At 45.9% G+C, this 22084-nt stretch carries 27 protein-coding genes; 18 read left to right on the top strand and 9 right to left on the bottom strand.

All coding sequences use genetic code 11. From position 1 onward, the window contains the following. Positions 1 to 128 precede the first annotated feature (128 nt). Positions 129 to 413, top strand: a complete 285-nt coding sequence (locus GO003_RS22470) for a hypothetical protein (RefSeq protein WP_159653388.1) — start codon at positions 129 to 131, stop codon at positions 411 to 413. A 164-nt stretch (positions 414 to 577) separates the two neighbouring features. Here GO003_RS22470 and GO003_RS22465 read toward each other — a convergent pair whose 3' ends face one another. The 8 genes from GO003_RS22465 to GO003_RS22430 form a co-directional block, all read right to left on the bottom strand. Continuing rightward, positions 578 to 1540: a hypothetical protein gene (locus GO003_RS22465; protein ID WP_159653386.1), complete on the bottom strand. Its 963-nt coding sequence runs from the start codon at positions 1538 to 1540 to the stop codon at positions 578 to 580. 393 nt (positions 1541 to 1933) lie between these two features. Then, the gene (locus GO003_RS22460; RefSeq protein WP_159653384.1) at positions 1934 to 2314 is read right to left on the bottom strand and encodes an EF-hand domain-containing protein; all 381 of its coding nucleotides are present in this window, start codon (positions 2312 to 2314) and stop codon (positions 1934 to 1936) included. Positions 2315 to 2564: 250 nt separating this feature from the next. Next, entirely contained in the window at positions 2565 to 2816 is a 252-nt protein-coding gene (locus tag GO003_RS26475) for a ferritin family protein (protein WP_331001652.1), read from the bottom strand. 100 nt (positions 2817 to 2916) lie between these two features. Next, entirely contained in the window at positions 2917 to 3432 is a 516-nt protein-coding gene (locus GO003_RS22450; RefSeq protein WP_159653382.1) for a hypothetical protein, read from the bottom strand. A gap of 17 nt (positions 3433 to 3449) precedes the next feature. Next, positions 3450 to 3827: a BON domain-containing protein gene (locus GO003_RS22445; RefSeq protein ID WP_159653380.1), complete on the bottom strand. Its 378-nt coding sequence runs from the start codon at positions 3825 to 3827 to the stop codon at positions 3450 to 3452. 415 nt (positions 3828 to 4242) lie between these two features. Further along, positions 4243 to 5067, bottom strand: a complete 825-nt coding sequence (locus GO003_RS22440) for an alpha/beta fold hydrolase (protein ID WP_159653378.1) — start codon at positions 5065 to 5067, stop codon at positions 4243 to 4245. Positions 5068 to 5212: 145 nt separating this feature from the next. After that, complete coding sequence (locus GO003_RS22435; RefSeq protein WP_231089154.1) at positions 5213 to 6565, bottom strand: PQQ-dependent sugar dehydrogenase; 1353 nt, start codon at positions 6563 to 6565, stop codon at positions 5213 to 5215. 2 nt (positions 6566 to 6567) lie between these two features. Beyond that, on the bottom strand, positions 6568 to 6930 hold the full coding sequence (locus GO003_RS22430; RefSeq protein WP_231089153.1) for a four-helix bundle copper-binding protein: 363 nt from the start codon (positions 6928 to 6930) through the stop codon (positions 6568 to 6570). Between the two features lie 495 nt (positions 6931 to 7425). On the opposite strand from GO003_RS22430, the gene dusA reads away from it, so the two are divergent. The 6 genes from dusA (at position 7426) to GO003_RS22400 (ending at position 12726) form a co-directional block, all read left to right on the top strand. Continuing rightward, entirely contained in the window at positions 7426 to 8439 is a 1014-nt protein-coding gene (gene dusA, locus GO003_RS22425; RefSeq protein ID WP_269144446.1) for a tRNA dihydrouridine(20/20a) synthase DusA, read from the top strand. 39 nt (positions 8440 to 8478) lie between these two features. Further along, positions 8479 to 9021: a GTP cyclohydrolase I FolE gene (gene folE / locus GO003_RS22420; protein ID WP_159653374.1), complete on the top strand. Its 543-nt coding sequence runs from the start codon at positions 8479 to 8481 to the stop codon at positions 9019 to 9021. Positions 9022 to 9310: 289 nt separating this feature from the next. Beyond that, complete coding sequence (locus GO003_RS22415) at positions 9311 to 9499, top strand: hypothetical protein (RefSeq protein ID WP_159653372.1); 189 nt, start codon at positions 9311 to 9313, stop codon at positions 9497 to 9499. Positions 9500 to 9503: 4 nt separating this feature from the next. Then, the gene (locus tag GO003_RS22410; RefSeq protein WP_159653370.1) at positions 9504 to 11105 is read left to right on the top strand and encodes a MutS-related protein; all 1602 of its coding nucleotides are present in this window, start codon (positions 9504 to 9506) and stop codon (positions 11103 to 11105) included. A gap of 183 nt (positions 11106 to 11288) precedes the next feature. After that, on the top strand, positions 11289 to 11858 hold the full coding sequence (locus GO003_RS22405; RefSeq protein ID WP_159653368.1) for a transglycosylase SLT domain-containing protein: 570 nt from the start codon (positions 11289 to 11291) through the stop codon (positions 11856 to 11858). A gap of 4 nt (positions 11859 to 11862) precedes the next feature. Next, on the top strand, positions 11863 to 12726 hold the full coding sequence (locus GO003_RS22400) for an HDOD domain-containing protein (protein WP_159653366.1): 864 nt from the start codon (positions 11863 to 11865) through the stop codon (positions 12724 to 12726). Between the two features lie 29 nt (positions 12727 to 12755). On the opposite strand, the gene GO003_RS22395 is transcribed toward GO003_RS22400, so the two are convergent. Beyond that, on the bottom strand, positions 12756 to 13355 hold the full coding sequence (locus GO003_RS22395; RefSeq protein ID WP_159653364.1) for a Maf family protein: 600 nt from the start codon (positions 13353 to 13355) through the stop codon (positions 12756 to 12758). Between the two features lie 42 nt (positions 13356 to 13397). Between GO003_RS22395 and GO003_RS22390 the strand changes: the two genes are divergently transcribed. The 11 genes from GO003_RS22390 to tmk all read left to right on the top strand — a co-directional run bounded on the left by GO003_RS22390 (position 13398) and on the right by tmk (position 22077). Beyond that, positions 13398 to 13910 (top strand): YceD family protein, encoded by a 513-nt coding sequence (locus GO003_RS22390; protein WP_159653362.1) that lies wholly within the window; start codon positions 13398 to 13400, stop codon positions 13908 to 13910. A 15-nt stretch (positions 13911 to 13925) separates the two neighbouring features. Next, positions 13926 to 14108 (top strand): 50S ribosomal protein L32, encoded by a 183-nt coding sequence (gene rpmF / locus GO003_RS22385; protein ID WP_159653360.1) that lies wholly within the window; start codon positions 13926 to 13928, stop codon positions 14106 to 14108. Between the two features lie 94 nt (positions 14109 to 14202). Beyond that, complete coding sequence (gene plsX / locus GO003_RS22380; protein WP_159653358.1) at positions 14203 to 15231, top strand: phosphate acyltransferase PlsX; 1029 nt, start codon at positions 14203 to 14205, stop codon at positions 15229 to 15231. Further along, positions 15228 to 16196, top strand: coding sequence for a beta-ketoacyl-ACP synthase III (locus GO003_RS22375; protein WP_159653356.1), 969 nt, complete (start codon positions 15228 to 15230; stop codon positions 16194 to 16196). The genes plsX and GO003_RS22375 overlap by 4 nt, the downstream gene beginning before the upstream one ends. A 17-nt stretch (positions 16197 to 16213) precedes the next feature. Continuing rightward, entirely contained in the window at positions 16214 to 17164 is a 951-nt protein-coding gene (fabD, locus tag GO003_RS22370; protein WP_159653354.1) for an ACP S-malonyltransferase, read from the top strand. Beyond that, positions 17157 to 17885 carry a 3-oxoacyl-ACP reductase FabG gene (fabG, locus tag GO003_RS22365; RefSeq protein WP_159653352.1) on the top strand — a complete coding sequence of 243 codons (729 nt, stop codon included), beginning with the start codon at positions 17157 to 17159 and terminating at the stop codon, positions 17883 to 17885. The genes fabD and fabG overlap by 8 nt, the downstream gene beginning before the upstream one ends. Before the next feature lie 138 nt (positions 17886 to 18023). Then, a complete protein-coding gene (acpP, locus tag GO003_RS22360) occupies positions 18024 to 18254 on the top strand; it encodes an acyl carrier protein (RefSeq protein ID WP_159653350.1) in 231 nt (76 codons plus the stop codon). 90 nt (positions 18255 to 18344) lie between these two features. Next, a complete protein-coding gene (fabF, locus tag GO003_RS22355; protein WP_159653348.1) occupies positions 18345 to 19589 on the top strand; it encodes a beta-ketoacyl-ACP synthase II in 1245 nt (414 codons plus the stop codon). A 36-nt stretch (positions 19590 to 19625) separates the two neighbouring features. After that, a complete protein-coding gene (gene pabC, locus GO003_RS22350; protein ID WP_159653346.1) occupies positions 19626 to 20453 on the top strand; it encodes an aminodeoxychorismate lyase in 828 nt (275 codons plus the stop codon). Next, positions 20450 to 21442, top strand: a complete 993-nt coding sequence (mltG, locus tag GO003_RS22345; RefSeq protein ID WP_159653344.1) for an endolytic transglycosylase MltG — start codon at positions 20450 to 20452, stop codon at positions 21440 to 21442. Before pabC ends, mltG begins: the two co-directional genes overlap by 4 nt. Next, positions 21442 to 22077: a dTMP kinase gene (gene tmk, locus GO003_RS22340; RefSeq protein WP_159653342.1), complete on the top strand. Its 636-nt coding sequence runs from the start codon at positions 21442 to 21444 to the stop codon at positions 22075 to 22077. The genes mltG and tmk overlap by 1 nt, the downstream gene beginning before the upstream one ends. Positions 22078 to 22084: the final 7 nt, after the last annotated feature.

Genomic DNA, 22084 nt, shown 5'->3' with positions numbered 1-22084 from the left:
TTATTAGAGAGCGTTGTTTGCTTTAATAGTTACCGTCGTTCCGGCAGGGATTGCCGGAAACCAGAAGCCATGGATGGCGAGGGCTGTAGCACGTCCTTGTGCCCTGGATCCCGGCAATCCCTGCCGGGATGACGCCTCAGCCTTTACGTGAAAGTGCTTTATTAAATGGTTTGCGACTGTTTACGCAGACTCTATCGATAAGTCCTGCAACTCAAGCAGAATGGCAGTTCATTTTTGAAATTATTGGGAAACTTCAGTCTTTAACTTATACACATCGTAGATCGAAATTCGGCACAGGGGTGCCAGTCAAAGGACGCCTTAAATACATCCATGTAGGCTCCTATGCCAGCATTCATGCTGGCATAGCCTTTGCCGAACAACCCGTTGCCTCTTTAGGCACTGACGAAATTTGAATCCAAGATTCAAAGCGGGTGGGTAGTTTTACCAGCATCAACTCTTAAATTAACGTCTAACGCACGAATAATGCAATCAGAATGATGATGGGGATTGGAATGCCAAGGAAATACAAGAGTATTGAGCGCATTGTGTTTATCCTGTCAGTGGTTGGGTTGTGTAATTACAAATCGCGCTGCCGACCACCAAAAATGGCCGAAAAGCTGGCAACGAAAGCACCAATAAGCAGCGAGATGAAAAGCCACAGCGCTGCATAGGCGGAAGCTTTGCGGGTTTTATCAGCCGCTTCTTTCGCCGCGGTTTCTGCATCTTGTAATTTAGTTTGCAGGCGTGCATAAGTATCAATCACACGTTTCTCAGCAGCCTGCTGGGTTAAGCCAGTGCGGTGAGCAACTAGCTGACCGACATAGTTAATGTCATCAGCAGACAATTGTCCATTGTGGACCGTATTCATGAAAATGCGGGTCACTTCAGGTGCTGATCCGGCAGGCCATTGTTTCTCAAAGGCTCCAGGCATTGGCATAGGGTTATGCTCGGGTTGACCGGCAGCATTGATGTCTCTTCGAAACAGAAAATCCACGAAGTAGCCCATTACTTGATTGTCAGCATCAGATTTTGCTTTCTCAGACCCAACAACCCCCACCCCCGTGGCTACGCAGCCAGCTACTGTAGCACCCGCCTGAATGCCACCGCTGACGATTGACCCAATGACTGAAGTCAGTAGCGCTGCGGTAATAAGCGCCGCAATCGCCCAGGATAAAAAACCATGCGCGGTATCACGAAAATAGACCTCGTCTAATTGCGTATCAACCCACTTTGTTCTTAGTCTGCCGGCAAGGTAACCCCCCATTCCTGAGGCAACAAGTTGGGTGAAGGTCAGCCAGATGATAGTCGATACGCCGAAGGTCATGGCACTGACGCCGCTGTATGCCCATGGCGAGATTGAGGACAAACCCAATCCTGTTCCTAACATTAACAGAATCAGCCCCAGAGCTGCTGTAGCAGCGGCTCCTGCGATGATGGCTCCCCACGACACTGCGCTTGTTTGGGAGTGGATAGGTTCTTGATAGACGCCTGGTAGGGGGCGCCCGAGTTCGTCTGTGGCTACATTATTGGTAAGAGGCATAAATGATTTCCCGTCAGTTAAGTTTATTAGAGAGTGTCAGAGTCAACGGACTGCATCTGAACGCCTTCGTAAATAGCGGTGACTAATTTGCTGCACGGAGGCTAAGTGATATCGGTAACAATATCTTAATTTATGTCACAGAAGGTTTTTTCGATTAGCGGGTCAATGCGTGCTGATGAGTTGAATCCAACTCACGTCATTACCCTGTTTTTTTAATGCCTTAGCCTGCATTTTGAATCTACACGCAGGACTAAAATGGGTCTGTACGGCGGCGCACATAGAGAAAAACGCATCACATCAGCCGCTGATTTTAGAAGGAGCTGGTAAACTTATAGAAGTTGAGTTAGTCGCACCTCAGTTATATAACCTATTGATTTTGTAAGATTAGAATTACTACTTATCTTCGCGTTTATTACGTTCGATCTGTTCGTTGGGAGAAATATATTTCCCCTTTTTATACTGTTCGACATTTTGAGGATGGTCAGTTTTTAAAGACTCTTCTCTTTGCACAACCGATTCCAGCTTGGCAAATTCTGCGGGTGCTAAACTTCCGTCCAGGTCGGCGTCCAGTATGTCCCAGTATCTAGATACATACTCATTACTTAAGCCTTCGTCTCGACTAATTAAGTCATCGTGATTATTATCAAGCGTGCTAAATGCCGGGCAATTTTGTTTGCTCTCACTTTTTGTGGATGAGTTTGTTGGTTCATTCGCCCAGGCTGTCGAACAGGTAAACAAGAGAGCCAATAAACTATATGGTAAGTGATTAATCATGAGTGTAACTCCATTGATAGTAAAAAGGGTTGTAAACAGACTAATAGATCAGTAATAAAGCCATCGTCTCAAAACCTAAGCCGCGTCTAACAGTAGATCTAACGTGCGAATATGCGCTTTTTGAGCAGGCAGCAGCTTTGTTTCAATCAATGAGCGAAGATCGGCAGCTAGCTGGGTATCCTTTAAAGCTTCTTCATAACTTTTTTCTCCTTCGTGCAGCGCTTTTAGAACGGACTGTTGGCCAAGAATATTAGTACCTCCCAGAACTAATTTTGCCCATGTGCCCCAAAAGCGCCTGACCCTCATCGGGCGTGCCTCCAAGACCACGGATTTGTGTCTGGAGACTGGCAACTGCAACGATATGCTCCTTATAAATGGGCATTAATTGTTCTGCTTCGCCTAGACTGACATCTTCTTTAAGCTTGTTTAAAGCCTGTTGATAGGTTTCCGTCGCTGCTAATTCATCTTTCAATAATTTGTTGATTGCTTCAATGTTATGCATGACAGATTCCTTAAGTAATTATTTAATGATAACGTTTACTTAGCCATATATCAGATGAAGAGTGAAGCGCATCATTTAAAAGTGATGCGCCTCTCTCTGATTAGATAGAGGCTTCCTCAGTCGAGGAAATATCCTCTGCATCTGCTTTCTCGAAAATATCTTTCGCCTTATCAATCTCATCTCTGGTTCTCGCCAGGACAGAAATCAAGGCGCTGCCCCCCTTGATTTTTCCTTCATAGCGCTTGGCTTCATACTCTGGAATGCCCAAGCCAATTAATCCGCCAGCCAAACCACCTGTGGCCGCTCCGACAGCTGCACCGCTCAGTGCCGACATAATAGGACCTGCTGCGATTAATGGTCCAACACCTGGAATAGCCAAAGCGCCAATCCCGGCTAACAAACCAACTACAGCACCCGTGCCTAAGCCCACAGTGCCACCAATAGCCGTCCCTTCCGGTGCTTTAGTGTGCTTTTCATGGGCAAAATCCTGAGTCGTGGATTTGTCGGGAAAAAGCACCGATATAGCATCGTTTGAAAACCCCGCGGTGCTCAGGTGGCTAACAATGCTCTCTGTTTGTTCGAGATTTTGGGCGATACAAAAAACTGATTTATTCATGACGTTCTCCTGGGCCTTTAAGGCGCTTTATTTTCTAGTTGATTATCTACCTTTACTACACCGCTCGTTTCCTCGGCGATTTTTTGTAGTTTCGTACTTTCAGTTTCAGTTTCAACAGGGCCGCGCAAAGTCACTACGCCATTACGGGTGATAATTTTTATATTCTGTGCATTGACTGATAGCGACTCATCTTTAATCACAGCTTGCCGTATTGCAGCCGTGATAGTGATATCGCCTTCGGTTTCCTTTTGATCTTCCGGAGTTAATGTAGCGCTATCCTTGTCGCGAACATTGATCTCGGTATTTTCCAATGCTGATTCGGCTTGTATAGGGCTGGTCATCATTAGTAGACCGGCTGTTAGCGTAACCATAACTAACGAAAATTGTTTAAACATAGTGATCTCCGACTGATGAGTGTTGTTTTCAAGATAATGAAATGATGTCTTTGCTCGACCAAAGCTGATGGTCGCTTGCAGCACTCGTTTATTTGTCTTTGTTAAGTGCGTATTCTGAATAATTATTTAGTCATTGCCAGATAGCAATGGCTAAAGCGCAAAAGGCTAGCTCCCTGCACTCGGTTTTTAAGATATACCTAGATCTAACCGTGTTCTGTACGGAAGCGAACAAAGGTGGAGTTGGTTTGCACGAATGTTGTTTCAATAATGTGGGTCGCTTTTAAGCTTTCAGAGTATCTGCTCACCCTCCAATTATAGTGGGTGTAGGTGCTTGATTGAAAAGGCTTCTGCAACAGGGATGGTTTCACGCGTCCTATGAAATCAAGCGCCTACACCCTCGATTCTAATCGGGCGATTAGTTACCTTTCAGAAAGGCCAATAAGTTGGCATTGAGCTTGTCTTTATGCGTGTCTGCGAGACCATGAGGGCCATCAGGGTAAATCATTAACGTCGCATTCTTAATCAATTTGGCCGAAGCGTGAGCCGAGGCATCGATCGGCACAATCTGGTCGTCATTGCCGTGAATGATAAGGGTAGGCACATCGAATTTCTTGAGGTCTGGAGTAAAATCCGTCTCGGAAAAAGCTTTGATACAGTCGAGCTGGTTCTTTAAGCCGCCCTGCATGCCCTGTAACCAAAATGCATCGCGGACACCTTGACTGATCTTGGCCCCAGGTCTATCAGTGCCGTAGAACGACGTGGTGAGATCCTTGAAAAATTGCGAACGATCAGCGGTTACGCCGGCACGAATCTTATCAAACACCTCGATTGGCAGGCCTGAAGGATTGGCGTCGGTCTTGAGCATCAGCGGCGAAACAGCACCCATCAATACCACCTTGGCAACGCGTTGAGACCCATGGCGGCCAATATATCGGGCAACTTCACCGCCGCCGGTAGAGTGGCCAACCAAAGAAATGTCATTTAGATCCAGTCTTTCGATCAGCTCTGAGAGATCGTCGGCATAGGTGTCCATGTCGTTGCCATTGTAAGGCTGACTGGAACGACCATGACCACGACGATCATGAGCAATACAGCGATAGCCATTGGCTGCCAGGAAGACCATCTGACTTTCCCAAGCATCAGAGCTGAGCGGCCAGCCGTGACTGAAGACTACGGGTTGACCAGAGCCCCAGTCTTTGTAGTAGATTTCTGTGCCATCTTTGGTAGTGATCGTGCTCATGATGAAATTTCCTGTTTAAGTTGGTGCTTGGATTCAAGTTATAAGTGCAATCCGCGGTGTGAAATAGTGCTTACAATAAACAATTAATAGTTGAGCTTATTCGAGAACTCTTGGGGCTTTGCGCCGAACCCGCCTAATGCTCTGTCTACTTCGTTTGATTTGGCTCGATACTGTTGGTTATAGCCCTCGTCACCCGCCAGATCACATTGCCAACATCATCGGCAACCAACAAGGCAGCGTTTTTGTCGAGCACGACTCCAACCGGCCGACCGAATGCCTCGTCATTATTACTAACAAATCCTGTCAATACGTCGATCGGATCGCCAACGGGTTTACCGTCTTTGAAAGCTAAAAAGATAACTTTATAACCACTGCGCGGTTCGCGGTTCCAGGATCCGTGCTGGCCGATGAAAACGCCATTGCTGAATGGCGCAGGCCATTTGGAACTATTGGAAAAGACGAGGCCGAGTGAAGCGGTATGAGTTCCGAGTGCATAATCCGGGACTCTGGCTTTAGCTATCAGGTCAGGGCGTTGCGGCTGCACGCGTTCGTCCAGATGTTGGCCGTAGTAGCTATATGGCCACCCATAAAAACTGTTATCGGGAACGGAAGTCAGGTAATCGGGCACCAGATCGCTGCCGATTTCATCGCGTTCATTAACGACTGTCCACAGTGTGCCACTTTCCGGCTCCCAGGTGAGGCCATTGGGATTGCGGAGGCCGGATGCAAAGATGCGGTAGCTTCCGCGCTGCGGATCCACTTCCCAGATAGCGGCACGGCCGATTTCCTCGTCCATACCGTTTTCGGCGACATTGCTGTTTGATCCTACCGTCACATACAAGCGCTTTCCATCCGCACTCGCCAAAATATTCTTGGTCCAATGATGATTGATTGGACCACCCGGTAGGTCCAGGACTTTGGTTCCTGGTTGTGTGATTCGGGTTTGGCCTTGTCTGTAGGTAAATCTCACCAGCGCATCGGAGTTGGCAACGTAAAAATCGTTGCCAACCAATGCCATGCCAAAAGGCGAATTGAGTCCTTCGATAAACGCCGTGCGCGTTTCCGCTACACCATCCCCATTGGTATCGCGCAGCAGTGTGATCCGATTGGCGCTGGGTCCGCCTGCGCCAACCTTATCCAATACCCATTTCATGACCCAGCCTTTGATGCCTATTCCGTCTTCCGGTTTGGGTGGTGCATTGGTTTCGGCGACCAGAATGTCTCCGTTGGGCAATACATATAACCAGCGTGGGTGGTCGAGTCCGGTAGCGAAAGCGTTAACGGCCATCCCCGGCGCCGCTGTGGGTGTGGCATTTTCTGGCCAACCCACGGGTGCCGCGATGTTAATCGTAGGGATCAGTGTCGGATTCGGTGCCGGGAGTTGGGGTTTTGCGCCAACTCCGGCCGCGAACGGTAACTGGGCAACTTCACCGCAGGCAGTTAAAATAAAAGCAAGCGCTGAGAAAGTTAAGTAGCGTCTTGAATTCATCAGTGTCATGACTAGTGCTGGGTAGTTGCCATTTTCCGGCAACTTTCGGCACAATTTAAACAGGCTTCAACGCACTCATCCATTCCACCAATCTTTTTGCAACTTTCTGCGCAGGCTTCACAAATCTTGGCGCAGACTTCACAAACAAGCGGATGAAAAGAAGAACTGCTGAGCTGAAAATTTGCCGATGTCTGACAAATTTCGGCACAGTTCAGCATCAGGCGAAAGTGCTCAGTTTCAACATGCTTCCCCCCGGCTTTAAGGCAATGGTTCATTGCGGTTTGCAGGCAGGCTTGATGACACTGGTTACAGGCTTCGATACAGTCTTGCATCGAATGTTCAGCGCTTGTGTGGGCATAAGCTGGTTGATTCATGGCGTTCTCCAGGATAAAAAGAAGGCAATGACCAAAAATGAACAAGTCGTTTCGGTCAAGGACTGGGCTTCAAGTGATACTTGGATCGCTTAAAAACCTTGCTGAAACTCTAGCTTCATAGGTAACTTTAGTCGGTACGCTAACGCTCATTTCTGTACATTTGGATTTTCAGGTGTTACCAAAATGTCATCATCAACCAAGCCATGGCACCTGAGATTTCGACACCATGACGATTCGAGCCATCGATCTAAAGCCATGACAATGCTGGGAATTCTATAATTATTGCCTATAGACCAAAACATCGCAGACACCGCAATTTGTCTGGACAATGAGCGCCGCTTTAGTTGAGAACTGTAAGTTGAAGCAAGCCGATCGCTGGCTTTTGGTAAAGTTGCAACCAGGGATCGACAAAATCGATCCAATATTTTGTGCCTTTGACACTGTAAAATAGATAACAATATCTAGGAAATGTTTAAAAATTACGATCAATCTCGCATGTTGAATACTCTAGACCAAGCTACCCACACTCCAGAATTCAGTAAAATCAAGACTCACAGGTTCTGCGTAGCTCCAATGCTGGATTGGACTGATCGGCATTGCCGATACTTTTACCGGTTGTTATCCAAACATGCTTTTTTGTATAGCGAGATGGTCACTACCGGTGCGTTGATTCACGGGGATAGGCATCGCTTTCTTCAATTTGACAGGGCTGAACATCCGGTCGCACTTCAGTTGGGAGGCAGTAATCCCCATGATTTGGCGGTATGTGCTTCAATGGCTGAGGATTACGGTTATGCCGAGGTGAATCTCAATGTAGGCTGCCCAAGTGACCGGGTTCAGAATGGCAGGTTCGGTGCCTGTTTAATGGCCGAGCCTGATTTGGTGGCCGAATGTGTTGATGCGATGAAGAACAAGGTTGCTTTGCCGGTGACGGTGAAATCCCGGATTGGCATTGATGATCAGGATTCCTTTGAGGAACTTGTTCATTTCATTGGCACTGTGGCGGCGGCCGGTTGTTCTGTATTTATTATCCATGCCCGCAAGGCGTGGTTAAAAGGGTTGTCGCCCAAGCAGAATCGGGAGGTCCCGCCCTTGGATTATGAGCGGGTTTACAAGATTAAACAGACGTTTCCGCATCTTGAAATCATTTTAAATGGCGGAATCACACATTTTGATCAGGCAGATGAGGTATTGCAGAAAGTCGATGGCGTTATGGTCGGCAGAGAGATTTATCATAATCCTTATCTTCTGGCGGATGTGGATGCGCACTTTTATGATGTTGTTTCTGAAAGGCCCCGTCGGGAAGCCGTTGTTCAAGCGCTGATGCCTTATATTGAAAAACGGTTAGCTGAAGGGGTTCGTCTTAATAGCATCGTACGGCATGTCCTGGGTTTATTTCATGGTGAACCGCATGCCCGATCCTGGCGCCGACATCTGAGTGAAAATGGCCCTAAAAATGGGGCGGATCTGAATGTCCTTTGCAATGCATTAGCTTTAACTCGAGGTTAAGGTATACTGGCAAGCCATTTTTTTAACTGAGATAAAGCAATGGAAGAGTATTTTTCCAATATTATAAAGGCGATAGGCGAAGACGTTAACAGAGAGGGATTGGTTGATACGCCTGCCCGCGCGGCCAAAGCCTTTAAGTTTTTGAATAACGGATATGAAAAAAACTTGGATGAAGTGTTAAACGGTGCCATTTTCCAAGCGGATACAGAGGATATGGTCATTGTTAAAGACATTGAGCTTTATTCCTTGTGCGAACATCATTTGTTGCCTTTTATCGGCAAGTGTCATGTCGGTTATTTACCGAAAGGTAAAGTCTTGGGTTTGTCGAAAGTGGCAAGAATTATTGACATGTACGCCAGACGCTTGCAGATTCAGGAAAAACTGACCAAACAAATTGCTGATGCGGTAGAAACCGCGATTGACGCCAGAGGCGTTGCTGTGGTTATTGAGGCAAAGCATTTATGTATGATGATGCGCGGAGTAGAAAAGCAAAATTCAATCATGACCACGTCGGTGATGACCGGGATTTTTAGGGAAGAAATAAGTACCCGCTCCGAATTTCTAAATTTAATTAATCGTTAAAACTAACCCCAGCAAAATAATAAAGAATATAAACAGCTTTTTGCGGGTTTAACTTTTCTGGCAATGTTGTTGCCGTCCCTCAGCAGCTTAAAGTTTAAAGAAGTAATGAAGGCCGTTTGTCTGAATTTAACTCCCTCCAATTGGACTTGGGTTAATTGGGAAGCAGTCTTGAAAAGAGTGATGCCATTATTGACAAGCAAGCGTTTGATTGATGATAGCTTTGCCCTGTATTGATTTTATCGGCTTGCAACACTGAGCATTTGAATCCAATTGACGCGAGGTATCGGCTATGAGTACCAATATTTCAAATTGCCCGGTTTGCAGGTTGATGCGAAGCTTGGCCTTTAGCGGCTTGGGCATGGCTATCGGCGGGGGCATCGCTTTTTTATTAGGGGCTTCAAGAGACCAGAGTCTTATGGCCGGCATTGTGACTGCGGCTGTTTTAGTATTTGGCATAGTCGATAAAAAAAGGAAATAATGCAATGAATCAAACAATCTTAGAGAGCTGGACAGATAAATGGCCGTTTGTAGCATCGACAGCGCCTTCCCAAACCGGTGAAGGCGTTATAGATCAGGGGGCTTTTAAGTCAATTGAGATTGAAGAAGTCTTTGGCGCGGTTAATCACGCTGAAACACTGGTGGGTCAGTCCGTTCTTTACCGTTCTTTGGTTCAACCCTCCAGCAATAAAGAAGAAATAGCGGCAAAGCAGGAGGCCGTTAAAGAGATACAGGATAATCCGGCGTTAAAAGAGGCTTTAGAGCGAATTTTGCAGCGTGCCGCCGAACACGAAAAGCACCTTTATTTGTTGTTATTCGGCGAGTTTCTGGGATCTTTCGGAACGGCGAGGGAAGCTCATGAAATCGAGGGTTACGGCTATTTGCAATACCGTCGCGGTGTTCGATTCTTGCTTGAATTGGTCGATGAGCTGCGCCAAATAGAAGGTGTGAGTAGTGCTTACCTCCAGAGTCTTCTGGAAAAGATTAAACAATTTGAAGAATCCCGTTCCTATTCATTGATGGTGGGACCTGCTTACATTACTGAAAGAGGCATCAAGTGCAAGGAAGAGAGAAAAGGCGATTTTACGCCCGCGCTGATTTTTAGACCTACTCTGTTCAAGCCGCTGCTGATTGCTCTATTTTTTGCTTCAGTGTGGGCCATGGCGCACTTTTTTCCTACGGATATGTTCAGGGTTTCGGCAGAATCCATTCCGGTCGCATCTATATTTTTCGTGCCCATGCTGCTGGTTTACTTACCTGTGGTGGGCGGCTTTGACCGAGATAGTTGCATCATTCCATTAAGAAATGAGTTCAAAAATTCGCAAGCTTTAGCGCAAGCCCTAGACGCACTGGGTCAATTTGATGAGTTAATGGCGTTTATCAAGTTTGCTAATCACTTTGGCAGTCAAACCGTATTACCTGAGCTGATTGACGCGGAACATCATCGCATCAAGTTGATCGATGCTAAAAATCCGGTGCTGGCCAAAGAAAATCCTGATTATGTAGGTAATGATTTTCAATTGGAAGAAGATAAGCTGGTGCTGGTAACCGGTCCCAACAGCGGCGGCAAAACTGCATTTTGTAAAACGATCACCCAAATTCAACTGCTGGCGCAAATTGGCTGTTATGTTCCCGCTAAAGAGGCGGTGCTTACTGTAGCTGACAGAATTTTTTATCAAGTGCCTGAAATCAGTCATCTTGAGGATGGAGAAGGCCGTTTTGGCACTGAGCTAAAAAGAACGAGGGATATCTTTTTGGCGTCAACAGCGAAAAGTCTGGTGGTTCTGGATGAGTTATCCGAGGGTACTACTTTTGAGGAAAAGCTGGAATCTTCAACTCATGTGCTTAACGGGTTTTATCGTAAAGGCAACAGCACTATTTTAATTACACACAATCATCAGCTGGTTGATGATTTTGTGGCCAGAGGTGTCGGGTTGCCACGGCAGGTCGAGTTTGCCAATGGCGAGCCTACCTATAAGCTGGTCGAGGGTATTTCAAGAGTCAGTCACGCAGATCGTGTTGCTAAAAAGATCGGTTTTTCAAAAGAAGATATTGATAGTTATCTGGCCGATACGAAGCCTTCTTGACTCTTTTTCACGCGCAGGGATGCGCTCAGAGGAATGTCTGATAAGAAGCGGATCTTTTGCCGGAATAGGAGGGGGCGAATAGACATTTTTCCAGTCTGTTAAGAAAATCTCAGTCAATCAGTTTTGTGTAACTATACTTACGCCAATGTTTTTAGGTTAACTGCTGTTTATTAGGGTTAGATAATGCAAAAGCTTATAACTTTATCGATTTCGGTTTTGATGTCAGTTGGCGCTCATGCCGATATTTTCAAATATACGGATCCGTCGGGTCATGTTTATTACACAGACCACCCCGAGCATCAGCTTTATAAGCGGATCATCAGAACCCGGCCTGAAAGTTATGCAAGAGCGTTACCGCATCTTAAAGTCAACAAGCATAAATACAGTCAGCTCATTGCTGATGCCGCATCAAAGCATGATATTGATGAAAAATTGCTCCATGCTGTGATTCAAGCTGAATCAGCCTATCATGCCCAAGCTGTTTCTTCAGCGGGTGCGGTGGGTTTGATGCAATTGATGCCTGCTACTGCTAAACGTTATGGTGTTACCGATCGCTCTGATCCGGAGCAAAACATTAATGGCGGAACCCGCTATCTGAGTGATTTATTGAAAATGTTTAATTTAAACCTGCCTTTAGCCGTTGCTGCTTACAACGCCGGTGAAAATGCGGTAAAAAAATACCATAACTCCATTCCCCCTTATCCCGAAACTCAAAACTATGTAAAGCAAGTGTTAGCTCTTTACGGACGCTAGACTCATGCCTCAGTTAACAGCCAAAACACTAATCAAGGGCGCTTTGGATCTTTGCTCCTTGCCCGATATTTACTTTCAAATCAGGGAGATGATTCGCGATCCCCGCTTTTCAATGAACGACATAGGATTGGTTTTGGCCAAAGATCCAGCACTAAGTATTAGGGTGTTAAAAATTGTCAATAGTTCGTTTTATGGATTTCCGGCTCGCGTGGATACCATTTCAAGAGCCGTTACCATCATTGGTATTGATGATCTGGAAAGTTTGATTTTGGCAACATCCGTTGTCGATACGTTCAAGAAAATCCCATCCGAAATTATCAATATGACTGATTTTTGGATGCGTAGTGTAAGTTGTGCCTTGATTGCTAAATTGCTGGCTAAAAAAAGCGCCATTTTGCACAGTGATCGTCTCTTTCTTGCCGGTTTGTTGCATAACATCGGGGCCTTGGTGATTTATCAGAAATTACCCGAAAAGGCGTGCCGTATTTTGATGCTGGCGCAAGGTGACAGATGCCTGATTACCGGTTTGGAGCAAGAAATTATGGGTTTCAACTATGCCGAGGTAGGTGCGGAGTTAATTCATGATTGGGGTTTGCCTGACTCATTGGCGGAAACGATACGATGGCAGCTTAATCCGTGTGCTGCCCAAACAAACAAGACGGATGCCCATTTGCTTTATCTGGCGGTTAAATTAACGGATATGGTCGATATGGATACGAATGTCGAAGAGGTGCTGAGCGCGGCGCCCAATTCGACATTACAGACGTTGGGGTTGAATGAATTTCAGGTAAAGCAAGTCGTCACTTTGGCGGTAGATGAATTTAAATCGACCTTTGATCTTTTGTCGCCAGGGAAAAAATTTCACTGATTGATGATGATAATTGGTTAAAGCTATCCTTAAATCACTGAAACATAAAACTTCTCAAGTAAACCAATCAACTTGATTAAAGGCAATCCAATCAGTGCATTCGGGTCATCGCCTTTTATTTTTTCTATCAAAGCGATTCCCAGTCCTTCCGATTTAAAGCCGCCCGCGCAGTCAAAAGGCTTTTCCAGTTCTACATAATTGATGATCGATTTTTCGTTCAAAGGTTTAAAAAAGACCTGGCAAAGGTCAATGGCTTGTTCTTTTTGCCCGGATTGGCTATCCAATACGCAAATCGCCGTATAAAACAGGACTGAGTTTCCCGAGCAGGCTTTAAGTTGGTTTATTGTTTCAGCACGATTACCCGGTTTACGGAGTTGTGTACCGCCCAACATGGCGACTTGATCCGAACCGATAATCAAGTGTGCAGGAAACTGTTCCCGTAGCGCTTCGGCTTTTAATTTGCTTATGCGCAATGCGGCCATTTCTGGGGCTTCCATGGCTAAAAATTGCTCATCAATATCAGGTGCAACAGCACTGAAATTTAAATGCAGTTTGGTTAACAAAGCTTGCCGGTAAGGTGAGCTCGATGCAAGGATAAGAGGCGGGTGTTTTTTAAGAAAATATGACATAGGTTTGACGCAATTAAGGATTACAGATATTATTGCAAAGTTATGTTAGATCGATTGCCCGAATATATAGAACCTTTAAGTTTCGCTGATAAGCGAGGCGAAGTAAAAGGTAAAATAGCGCTCAGTAAATTAACTCGATTGTCAGAAATTTTAGCTGATAATTCGGGCGAGGTTACGGCTGAGCTTTTTTTTTATAGGGATGGCAAGCTGGCTGTCGTGGAAGGGCGCGTTAATACAAACCTGCATATTATTTGTCAGAATTGCTTACAGCCCATGGAATGGGTTGTAGATCGTTCAGTCAAGCTAGGGATTGTTAGCTCGCTTGAGCAGGCAGACAGGCTTCCGGAAGACATTGATCCGTTAATGATGAGCGATTCCAAGATTTTATTGAATGATATTATTGAGGATGAACTTCTGCTGGCTATACCGGACTTTCCGAAGCATGAGTGGCAATGCTATAGTCAACCCGTTAATAGCGATATTCAGAGCGATTCAAGTGAAAACAAGCAGTTGGACTCTAACAATCCTTTTTCAATTTTAGCCAAACTTAAATAATAGTGGAGACCCTAGATGGCAGTTCAAAAAAGTAAAGTGACACGTTCAAGACGCGGTCAAAGACGTTCTCATGATTCTTTAACCAGCAAAACATTATCTCAAGACCCTTTGACTGGTGAAGTTCATTTACGTCATCACGTTACCCCCGATGGTTTTTTTAAAGGCCGTCAAATTACTTCAAAACGCGAAGAAGATTAATCGCGAATTCCCCTTTACTGATTGAACATAGAGCCGAACCTTGTTGTCCAGGTTCGGTTTTTTTCATTTACATTCCCCTGGAGTCAATGTTGGCGTGAGTTTAACTATTTCAATCGATGCAATGGGCGGAGATCATGGTCCTGCAGTTACCATTCCAGCATCATTGGATTGCTTGAAAAACAATCCAAACTTAAAGCTGATTTTAGTGGGTGACGAAACACTGTTAAAAGAACAGTTGGCCCAAGCACTGATACTTTATCAAGACAGACTTTTTATTCAGCATGCCTCTCAGTGTGTCGGGATGGATGAGTCGCCTTCCAAAGCACTGAAAAATAAAAAAGATTCATCCATGCGCATTGCCATTGAGCTGGTGCGCGACGGGCGGGCAGACGCCTGCGTCAGTGCCGGCAATACCGGTGCGCTGATGGCAACGGCCCGGTTTGTACTCAAGATGATTCCCGGCATTGAAAGACCCGCCATTATTTCAACGATGCCGTCTATTTTCGGGCATACCCATGTGCTGGATTTGGGCGCCAACGTTGATTGTACTGCCGAACATCTTTTTCAATTTGCGGTGATGGGCTCGGAAGTTGTCAAAGCGGTTGAGAATATAGAAAGCCCAAGGGTCGGCCTCCTCAATATCGGGGAAGAAGAGGTCAAAGGGAACGAACAGGTTAAAGCGGCCGCTAAATTATTGGAAAACTCACCACTAAACTATATCGGTTATGTAGAAGGCAACTCGCTGAATGCCGGCACTATCAAAGTCGATTTGATTGTGGCAGACGGATTCGTCGGGAATGTGGCGCTGAAATCGATAGAAGGTGCGGCAAAAATGATAGGGACAACACTTAAAGACGCATTTAATAAGAATGTGTTTACTAAGCTGTCCGGATTACTGGTCTACCCGGTTTTAAAAGCATTCAAGCAAAAAATCGATCCCCGGATGTATAACGGAGCCAGTTTTTTGGGGTTGAGAGGGCTGGTTATAAAAAGTCACGGGGGTGCCGATGTCGTGGCTTTCAAAACAGCGATTCATTTGGCTCAAATTGAGGTTGAAAAGAACGTGATTAGAAGAATCAGCGAAAGAGTCGAGACGATTCTGACCAAGAGAGACAATACATGACACGCTTTTCAAGAGTAATCGGCACGGGTGGCTATTTACCTGAGCATATCAGGACCAACGAAGATATTTCGAAGATGGTCGATACCTCCGATGGCTGGATCTACGAGCGTACAGGTATAAAAAGCCGGCGGATTGCAGGGCCTGAAGAATCGGCCGCTAGTATGGCCGAAGTAGCGGCAAGGCAGGCGCTGGAGTCGGCAGGTACCGATCCGTCAGAAATTGATTTGATTATTGTTGCAACCGGCACCCCGGATCGTGTTTATCCAAGCACCGGATGTTTGTTGCAACAACGGTTAGGCATCAAAAATTGCGTGGCCTTCGATATACAAGCGGCGTGTTCTGGGTCCATTTTCGCGATGAGCGTGGCGGATCAATACATCAAAAGCGGCGCGGCCAAGACGGTGTTGGTGGTGGGTTCGGAAATCTGTTCCCGCATAGTCGACTGGACGGACAGAAGTACCTGCGTATTGTTTGGCGACGGGGCGGGCGCAATTCTGCTCCAGGCTTCGGATAAACCCGGCATTATCTCTACCCATATTCATTCGGACGGAGAATTTGAGGAATTGCTTTATTTGCCAAATCCGCAGTCTGCCTCGGAATCGAATAAAAGCGAAGCCGGTTTTGTGCGTATGCGCGGTAATGAGGTTTTTAAAGTGGCGGTTAATACTTTGGGGCGCATTGTCGATGAAACCTTGTCGGCAAATGATATGTCGCAAGAGGAAATCAACTGGCTGGTGCCGCATCAGGCCAACACTCGCATCATTGCTGCGACAGCCAAAAAGCTGAGGATGTCCATGGACAATGTCATATTGACTTTGGAAACTCAGGGCAACACGTCTTCTGCATCCGTTTTGCTTGCCTTAAACGAAGGTGTACAAGACGGCAGAATTCAACGTGGCCATGTGCTCCTGCTGGAAGCCTTTGGAGCTGGATTCACCTGGGGTTCCGCGTTAATTAGATACTGATTGAGAGAAAGCAATTCATGAGCGAGCAAATTTATAGCCTGGCATTTGTTTTTCCTGGCCAGGGTTCCCAGTCAATTGGCATGTTGTCGTCACTGGCGGCTGCATATCCAGAAATAAAGGATACCTTTGATCAGGCATCCGATATTCTGGAAACCAATTTATGGTCTCTGGTAGAAAACGGTCCCATTGAAGATCTGAACCAAACTCAGAATACACAACCCGTTATGCTGGCTGCCGGTTATGCGGTATGGCGGCTGTGGTGCAAACTGAGTGATGTTAGGCCCGGATGGGTCGCGGGACATAGTCTTGGCGAGTACACTGCATTAGTCTGTTCAGAATCCCTGTCTTTTGCCGATGCGATCAGGGTCGTTGCCGAAAGAGGAAGATTGATGCAGGTTGCTGTGCCTGCAGGAGAAGGCGCGATGGCGGCAATAATCGGCCTTGAAGACCACCAAGTGGGCAAGGTCTGTCTTGATGCGGCCCAAGGCGAAGTGGTATCGGCTGTTAATTTTAACGCGCCGGGCCAGGTCGTCATTGCCGGTAACGCCGCCGCAGTTGAAAGAGCGCTGGTGCTGGCAAAAGAATCCGGTGCGAAACGAGCGTTGCCGCTGCCGGTCAGTGTGCCCTCGCATTGTGCGTTGATGGAAGGCGCTGCAGAAAAATTAGCGGCCTACTTAGAAGGAATTAATCTGGAAACACCGCGGATGACGTTAATTCATAATGTCGATATCAGCACGCACAGCGCTCCCGAAGTTATCCGGAATGTTTTAAAAGAACAGCTCTATAAACCTGTTCGCTGGGTCGATAGTATAAAATTTATGTCGGAACAAGGGGTTAGCAGATTTGTTGAATGCGGGCCAGGCAAGGTTTTAATTGGTCTGAACAAACGTATTGTCAAGGAAGCAGATCATCTTAGTATTTTTGATCCTGAATCTTTAGATCAGGCTTTGGAGAAACTCAATGGATAAGAAAATAGCGCTGGTAACCGGTGCGAGCAGGGGAATTGGACGTGCTATCGCTGAACAATTGGCAAGTGATGGTTTTTTTGTCATTGGAACGGCTACCTCCGATAGCGGCGCAGAGGCGATTTCAATTTATCTGGGCGATAACGGCAGAGGATTGAAATTAAATGTAACCGATTCTGACTCGATTGAAAACATCATAAAATCAATCAATGACGAATACGGGACTCCTGCAGTATTGGTCAATAATGCAGGCATTACCCGTGATAATTTACTGATGCGGATGAAGGATGATGAGTGGGATGAAATCATTGCCACTAATCTCACTTCAGTGTTTCGTATGAGTAAAGCGGTACTTCGGGGAATGATGAAAGCCAAGTCGGGTAGAATCATTAATATCTCGTCAGTGGTAGGTGCCACCGGAAATGCCGGTCAAGCCAATTATGCCGCTGCCAAGGCTGGGATGATCGGCTTTGCCAAATCGATGGCTAAAGAAGTAGGTTCTCGAAATATAACGATCAATACAGTTGCGCCGGGCTTTATTGATACCGATATGACGCGAGAATTATCTGTAGAACATAAACAGACACTGTTAAGTGCAATTCCACTGGGGCGTTTGGGCGAGGCAAACGAGATAGCGAATGCTGTTTCATTTTTAGCCTCTGACAAAGCAGCCTACATCACTGGAGAAACGCTGCACGTCAATGGTGGCATGTTTATGCCTTAATATTGTGATATGGTTGAAAATTAAAGTATAATCCCGTTCGCCGTCTGGAATTGAGAATGGCGAGATTTCTAACAAGATAAATATACTATTGTAAGTATTAAATATAACTAAAAGCTTACATTGTTGAGGATAATAATTATGAGTAATGTTGAAGAACGAGTAAAAAAGATTGTCGCAGAACAGTTGGGTGTTAAAGATGACATAGCGAACGATGCATCCTTTGTCGATGATCTTGGTGCTGATTCTTTAGATACAGTTGAACTCGTCATGGCTCTTGAAGAAGAATTCGAATGTGAAATTCCAGATGATGAAGCTGAAAAAATCACAACCGTACAACAAGCTATCGATTACGTAGAAAAAAACGCTTAAATTTTGATTTCTTGGTGGGTGAATCAGTTCATCCACTAAGAGACTCCGCACTTCCCCCCTATCTATATCAATTACTTCAGGTAAATCAAATTGAGCAATCGCCGCGTTGTAATAACAGGATTAGGCGCAGTTACGCCTATTGCAAATACAGTTGCTGAAACTTGGGACGGAATTATCAATGGCAAAAGTGGAATAACTCCGATTGATTCCTTTGATATTTCTGCATTTTCAACAACATTCGGTGGCGTGATCAGAAATTTCGATATCACCCGGTACATTGCCGAAAAAGATGCCAAGCGTATGGACGGATTCATACATTATGGTTTGGCGGCTGGTTGTCAGGCCTTTGAAGATTCGGGCCTGGAAGTCAACGAACAAAATGCAGAACGGATTGGTGTTGCGATAGGTGCAGGTATCGGCGGAATCACTGGAATTGAGGAATGCTACGCCACTTTTGAAAAAGGCGGACCACGAAGGATCTCACCTTTTTTTGTTCCGGGTAATATCATCAATATGATTTCAGGCAATTTGTCCATTAAATACGGATTGAAAGGGCCAAACTTTGCCATTGTGACAGCGTGCACAACCGGCACCCATAATATTGGCGATGCAGCCCGATTGATTAAATACGGTGACGCCGACGTGATGATTGCCGGTGGCGCTGAGCGATGCACTTCGTCCCCCACAGCAATGGGCGGATTTGCTTCAGCTAAGGCATTGTCAAGAAGAAATGATGATCCTCATGCTGCCAGCAGGCCGTGGGATAAAGACAGGGATGGCTTTGTTTTGAGTGATGGTTCCGGTGTTGTTGTCCTGGAAGAGCTGGAACACGCCAAAGCGCGCGGCGCGAAAATTTATGCCGAATTGATCGGGTATGGCTTGAGCGGCGATGCTTACCATATTACTAGCCCATCCGAGGGCGGTGAAGGCGCGGCACGATGCATGAAAAATGCAATGCGCGATGCCAAGATCAATCCGGAAGATATCGATTATATCAATGCTCACGGCACCTCCACTCCTGCGGGAGATATCGGGGAGACGCATGCCATGAAATCAGCATTAGGTTCACATGCCTACAATTTGGCTGTCAGCTCGACAAAATCCATGACCGGGCATCTGTTAGGAGCGGCGGGTGGTATTGAAGCTGTTTTAACGGCATTGGCTTTACAAAACCAGATCGCTCCGCCAACCATCAATCTTGATAACCCGGATCCCGAATGTGATCTGGATTATGTTCCTCACACGGCCCGTGAAATGAAAATTGATGTGGCGATTTCAAATTCGTTCGGATTTGGCGGAACAAACGGCACACTGGTTTTTAGACGTTTTCAATAACGCTGCCCCCCTCGGTCCTGATAGCGCAGTCTCATCATGTATTTGGTAAACGGCCAAATCAAGCATGAAATAGCTATCACTGATCGAGGCTTTAGCTACGGTGACGGTCTTTTTGAAACCATAGAAATCGATCACGGTATCCCCGTTTTTTTCTATCGGCATCTAAAAAGACTGACCGCTGGTTGTCAACGACTTCGAATTCCTTTATTTGAGACCGACCAGCTGATTGCTGAAGTTAAGCAAGCTTTGCAAGGTGTGGAGCAAGGCGTTCTCAAAATTATAATCACGCGAGGTTCCGGAGGTCGAGGCTATCGTCAACCCGATCCTGTCATGCCCACCCGAGTGATCAGTGTTCACCCTTTCCCTGGCTATCCAGCCGATTTTCAAACGCAAGGCATCAGCCTGACCTATTGTGAGACGCGCTTGGGTCTTAACCCGGCCTTGGCCGGAATCAAGCATCTAAATAGACTTGAGCAGGTCTTGGCCAGAGCCGAATGGAATTCGGATGCCATTCATGAAGGTCTTATGCAGGATATCCAGGGTCATGTCATTGAGGGAACCATGAGCAATTTTTTTCTGGTAAAGGGCAACAGGCTAATCACTTCATTCATTGATCAATGCGGTGTTGCAGGCATAATGCGCTCTGTAGTAATGGAATGCGCAGATGAACTCGATATGGCTCTTTCAGAGCAATGGATCGACAAAACTGATCTTTTGGAAGCCGATGAACTCTTTGTTTGCAACTCATTGATTAAAATATGGCCGGTCAGCAAGCTGGAAAACCGGTTTTATCCAGTAGGTCCTGTGACCCTGGCAATAAGCCGAAGGGTTGATATAAAAAGAAGTAGAGAAAAAAATTTATGACGAGTAAATTTTTGGGCATTGCCATTTTGTTAACCAGTTTGTCCGTTGGGTGGTTATGGCTGGACTATCAAAACGCAATACAACAAGCGCTGGTTGATAAAACGGTTTATGTCGAAATTGAAAAAGGCGATTCCCTAAACCGGATCACCGAAAAATTGCAAGAACAAGGCGTTTCAATCAAACCCATTTGGTTTAAATGGTATGCCTACGTGAATAACAAAGCGGCTCTTTTAAAAACCGGCGAATATGAATTGGCGGAGCATTCAACCGTCCCCGAACTGATCGATCTCTTTGTTTCAGGCAAGGTAAGGCAGCATTCAATTACCTTTCCTGAAGGTTGGACCTTTTCGCAATTATATGAATTAATTAGAAAAAACGACAAGGTGCATAAAACCATAGACACGATGGATTTGGGATCAATTGCCTCTATGATCGACCGAAATTACTCGCATCCCGAGGGTTTGTTTTTTCCTGATACCTATTTTTTTGAAAAAAACACAACTGACATTGCTTTGCTTAAGAGAGCTTATGACCGGATGCGTTCAGTTTTGGAAACTGAATGGCAAAACCGGCAACCCGATCTGCCGTTGACGTCGCCTTATCAGGCATTGATTCTGGCATCTATCATTGAAAAAGAAACCGGGCTGGCTTCTGAACGACCCGCCATTGCCGGTGTTTTTGTCCGTAGACTCAAACAAGATATGATGCTGCAGACCGATCCTACTGTGATTTACGGCATGGGGGCCGGATATGATGGGGATATAAGGAGCAAGGATCTCAAAACGCAGACACCTTATAATACTTATGTTATCAAGGGATTACCGCCTACACCCATTGCCTTGCCTGGCCGGGAAGCTATCCGTGCTGCATTGCATCCGGAACCCGGAGAAAGTCTGTATTTTGTAGCCAAAGGCGATGGCTCTCATGTTTTTTCAGCCACATTAAAAAAACATCAGGAAGCCGTCAATCTTTATCAATTAGGCCGATAATGAAACTGAGAGGGAAGTTTATTACTTTTGAAGGCGGGGAAGGAGTCGGTAAAACGACTAACTTGACCTTCTTGAGAGACTATCTGATTCAGCATCATATTCCTGTGGTGGTTTCGCGCGAACCGGGCGGGACGCAACTGGCTGAAAAAATTCGCAGCCTGCTCTTGACCAAACATAAAGAATCCATCACTGAGCAGGCAGAGCTTTTACTGATGTTTGCAGCCAGATCACAACATATCAGGCATGTGATTGAACCGGCATTAGCTGAGGGTTCTTGGGTGTTATGCGATCGATTTACCGATGCGACCTATGCTTACCAGGGGGCCGGGCGAAACTTGGGAGCTAGCACTATTCAATGGCTGGAGCATTTTGTTCAACAGGGTTTGACGCCGGACTTGACGATTTTACTGGATGCGCCGGCCGAGACAGGTCTTAAACGCGCTAAGCAGCGGGGTGAACTTGATCGCATCGAAGATGAAACGCTGAGTTTTTTTGGCCGGGTCAGGCGGGGGTATTTGCTGCAGGCAGAATTGGAACCGGCCAGGATAAAAATAATAAAAGCCGATCAACCGTTGGTAGATGTTCAAAATGATATCATCGGCTTGATAAAACATTTTTTTGTCAATGAGCATTGATAGCCAA

The organism is Methylicorpusculum oleiharenae, assembly GCF_009828925.2.
GTDB classification, from domain to species: Bacteria; Pseudomonadota; Gammaproteobacteria; order Methylococcales; family Methylomonadaceae; genus Methylicorpusculum; species Methylicorpusculum oleiharenae.
Note: the sequence above shows the minus strand (reverse complement) of the source record. Positions and strands in the feature narration are given on the sequence as shown.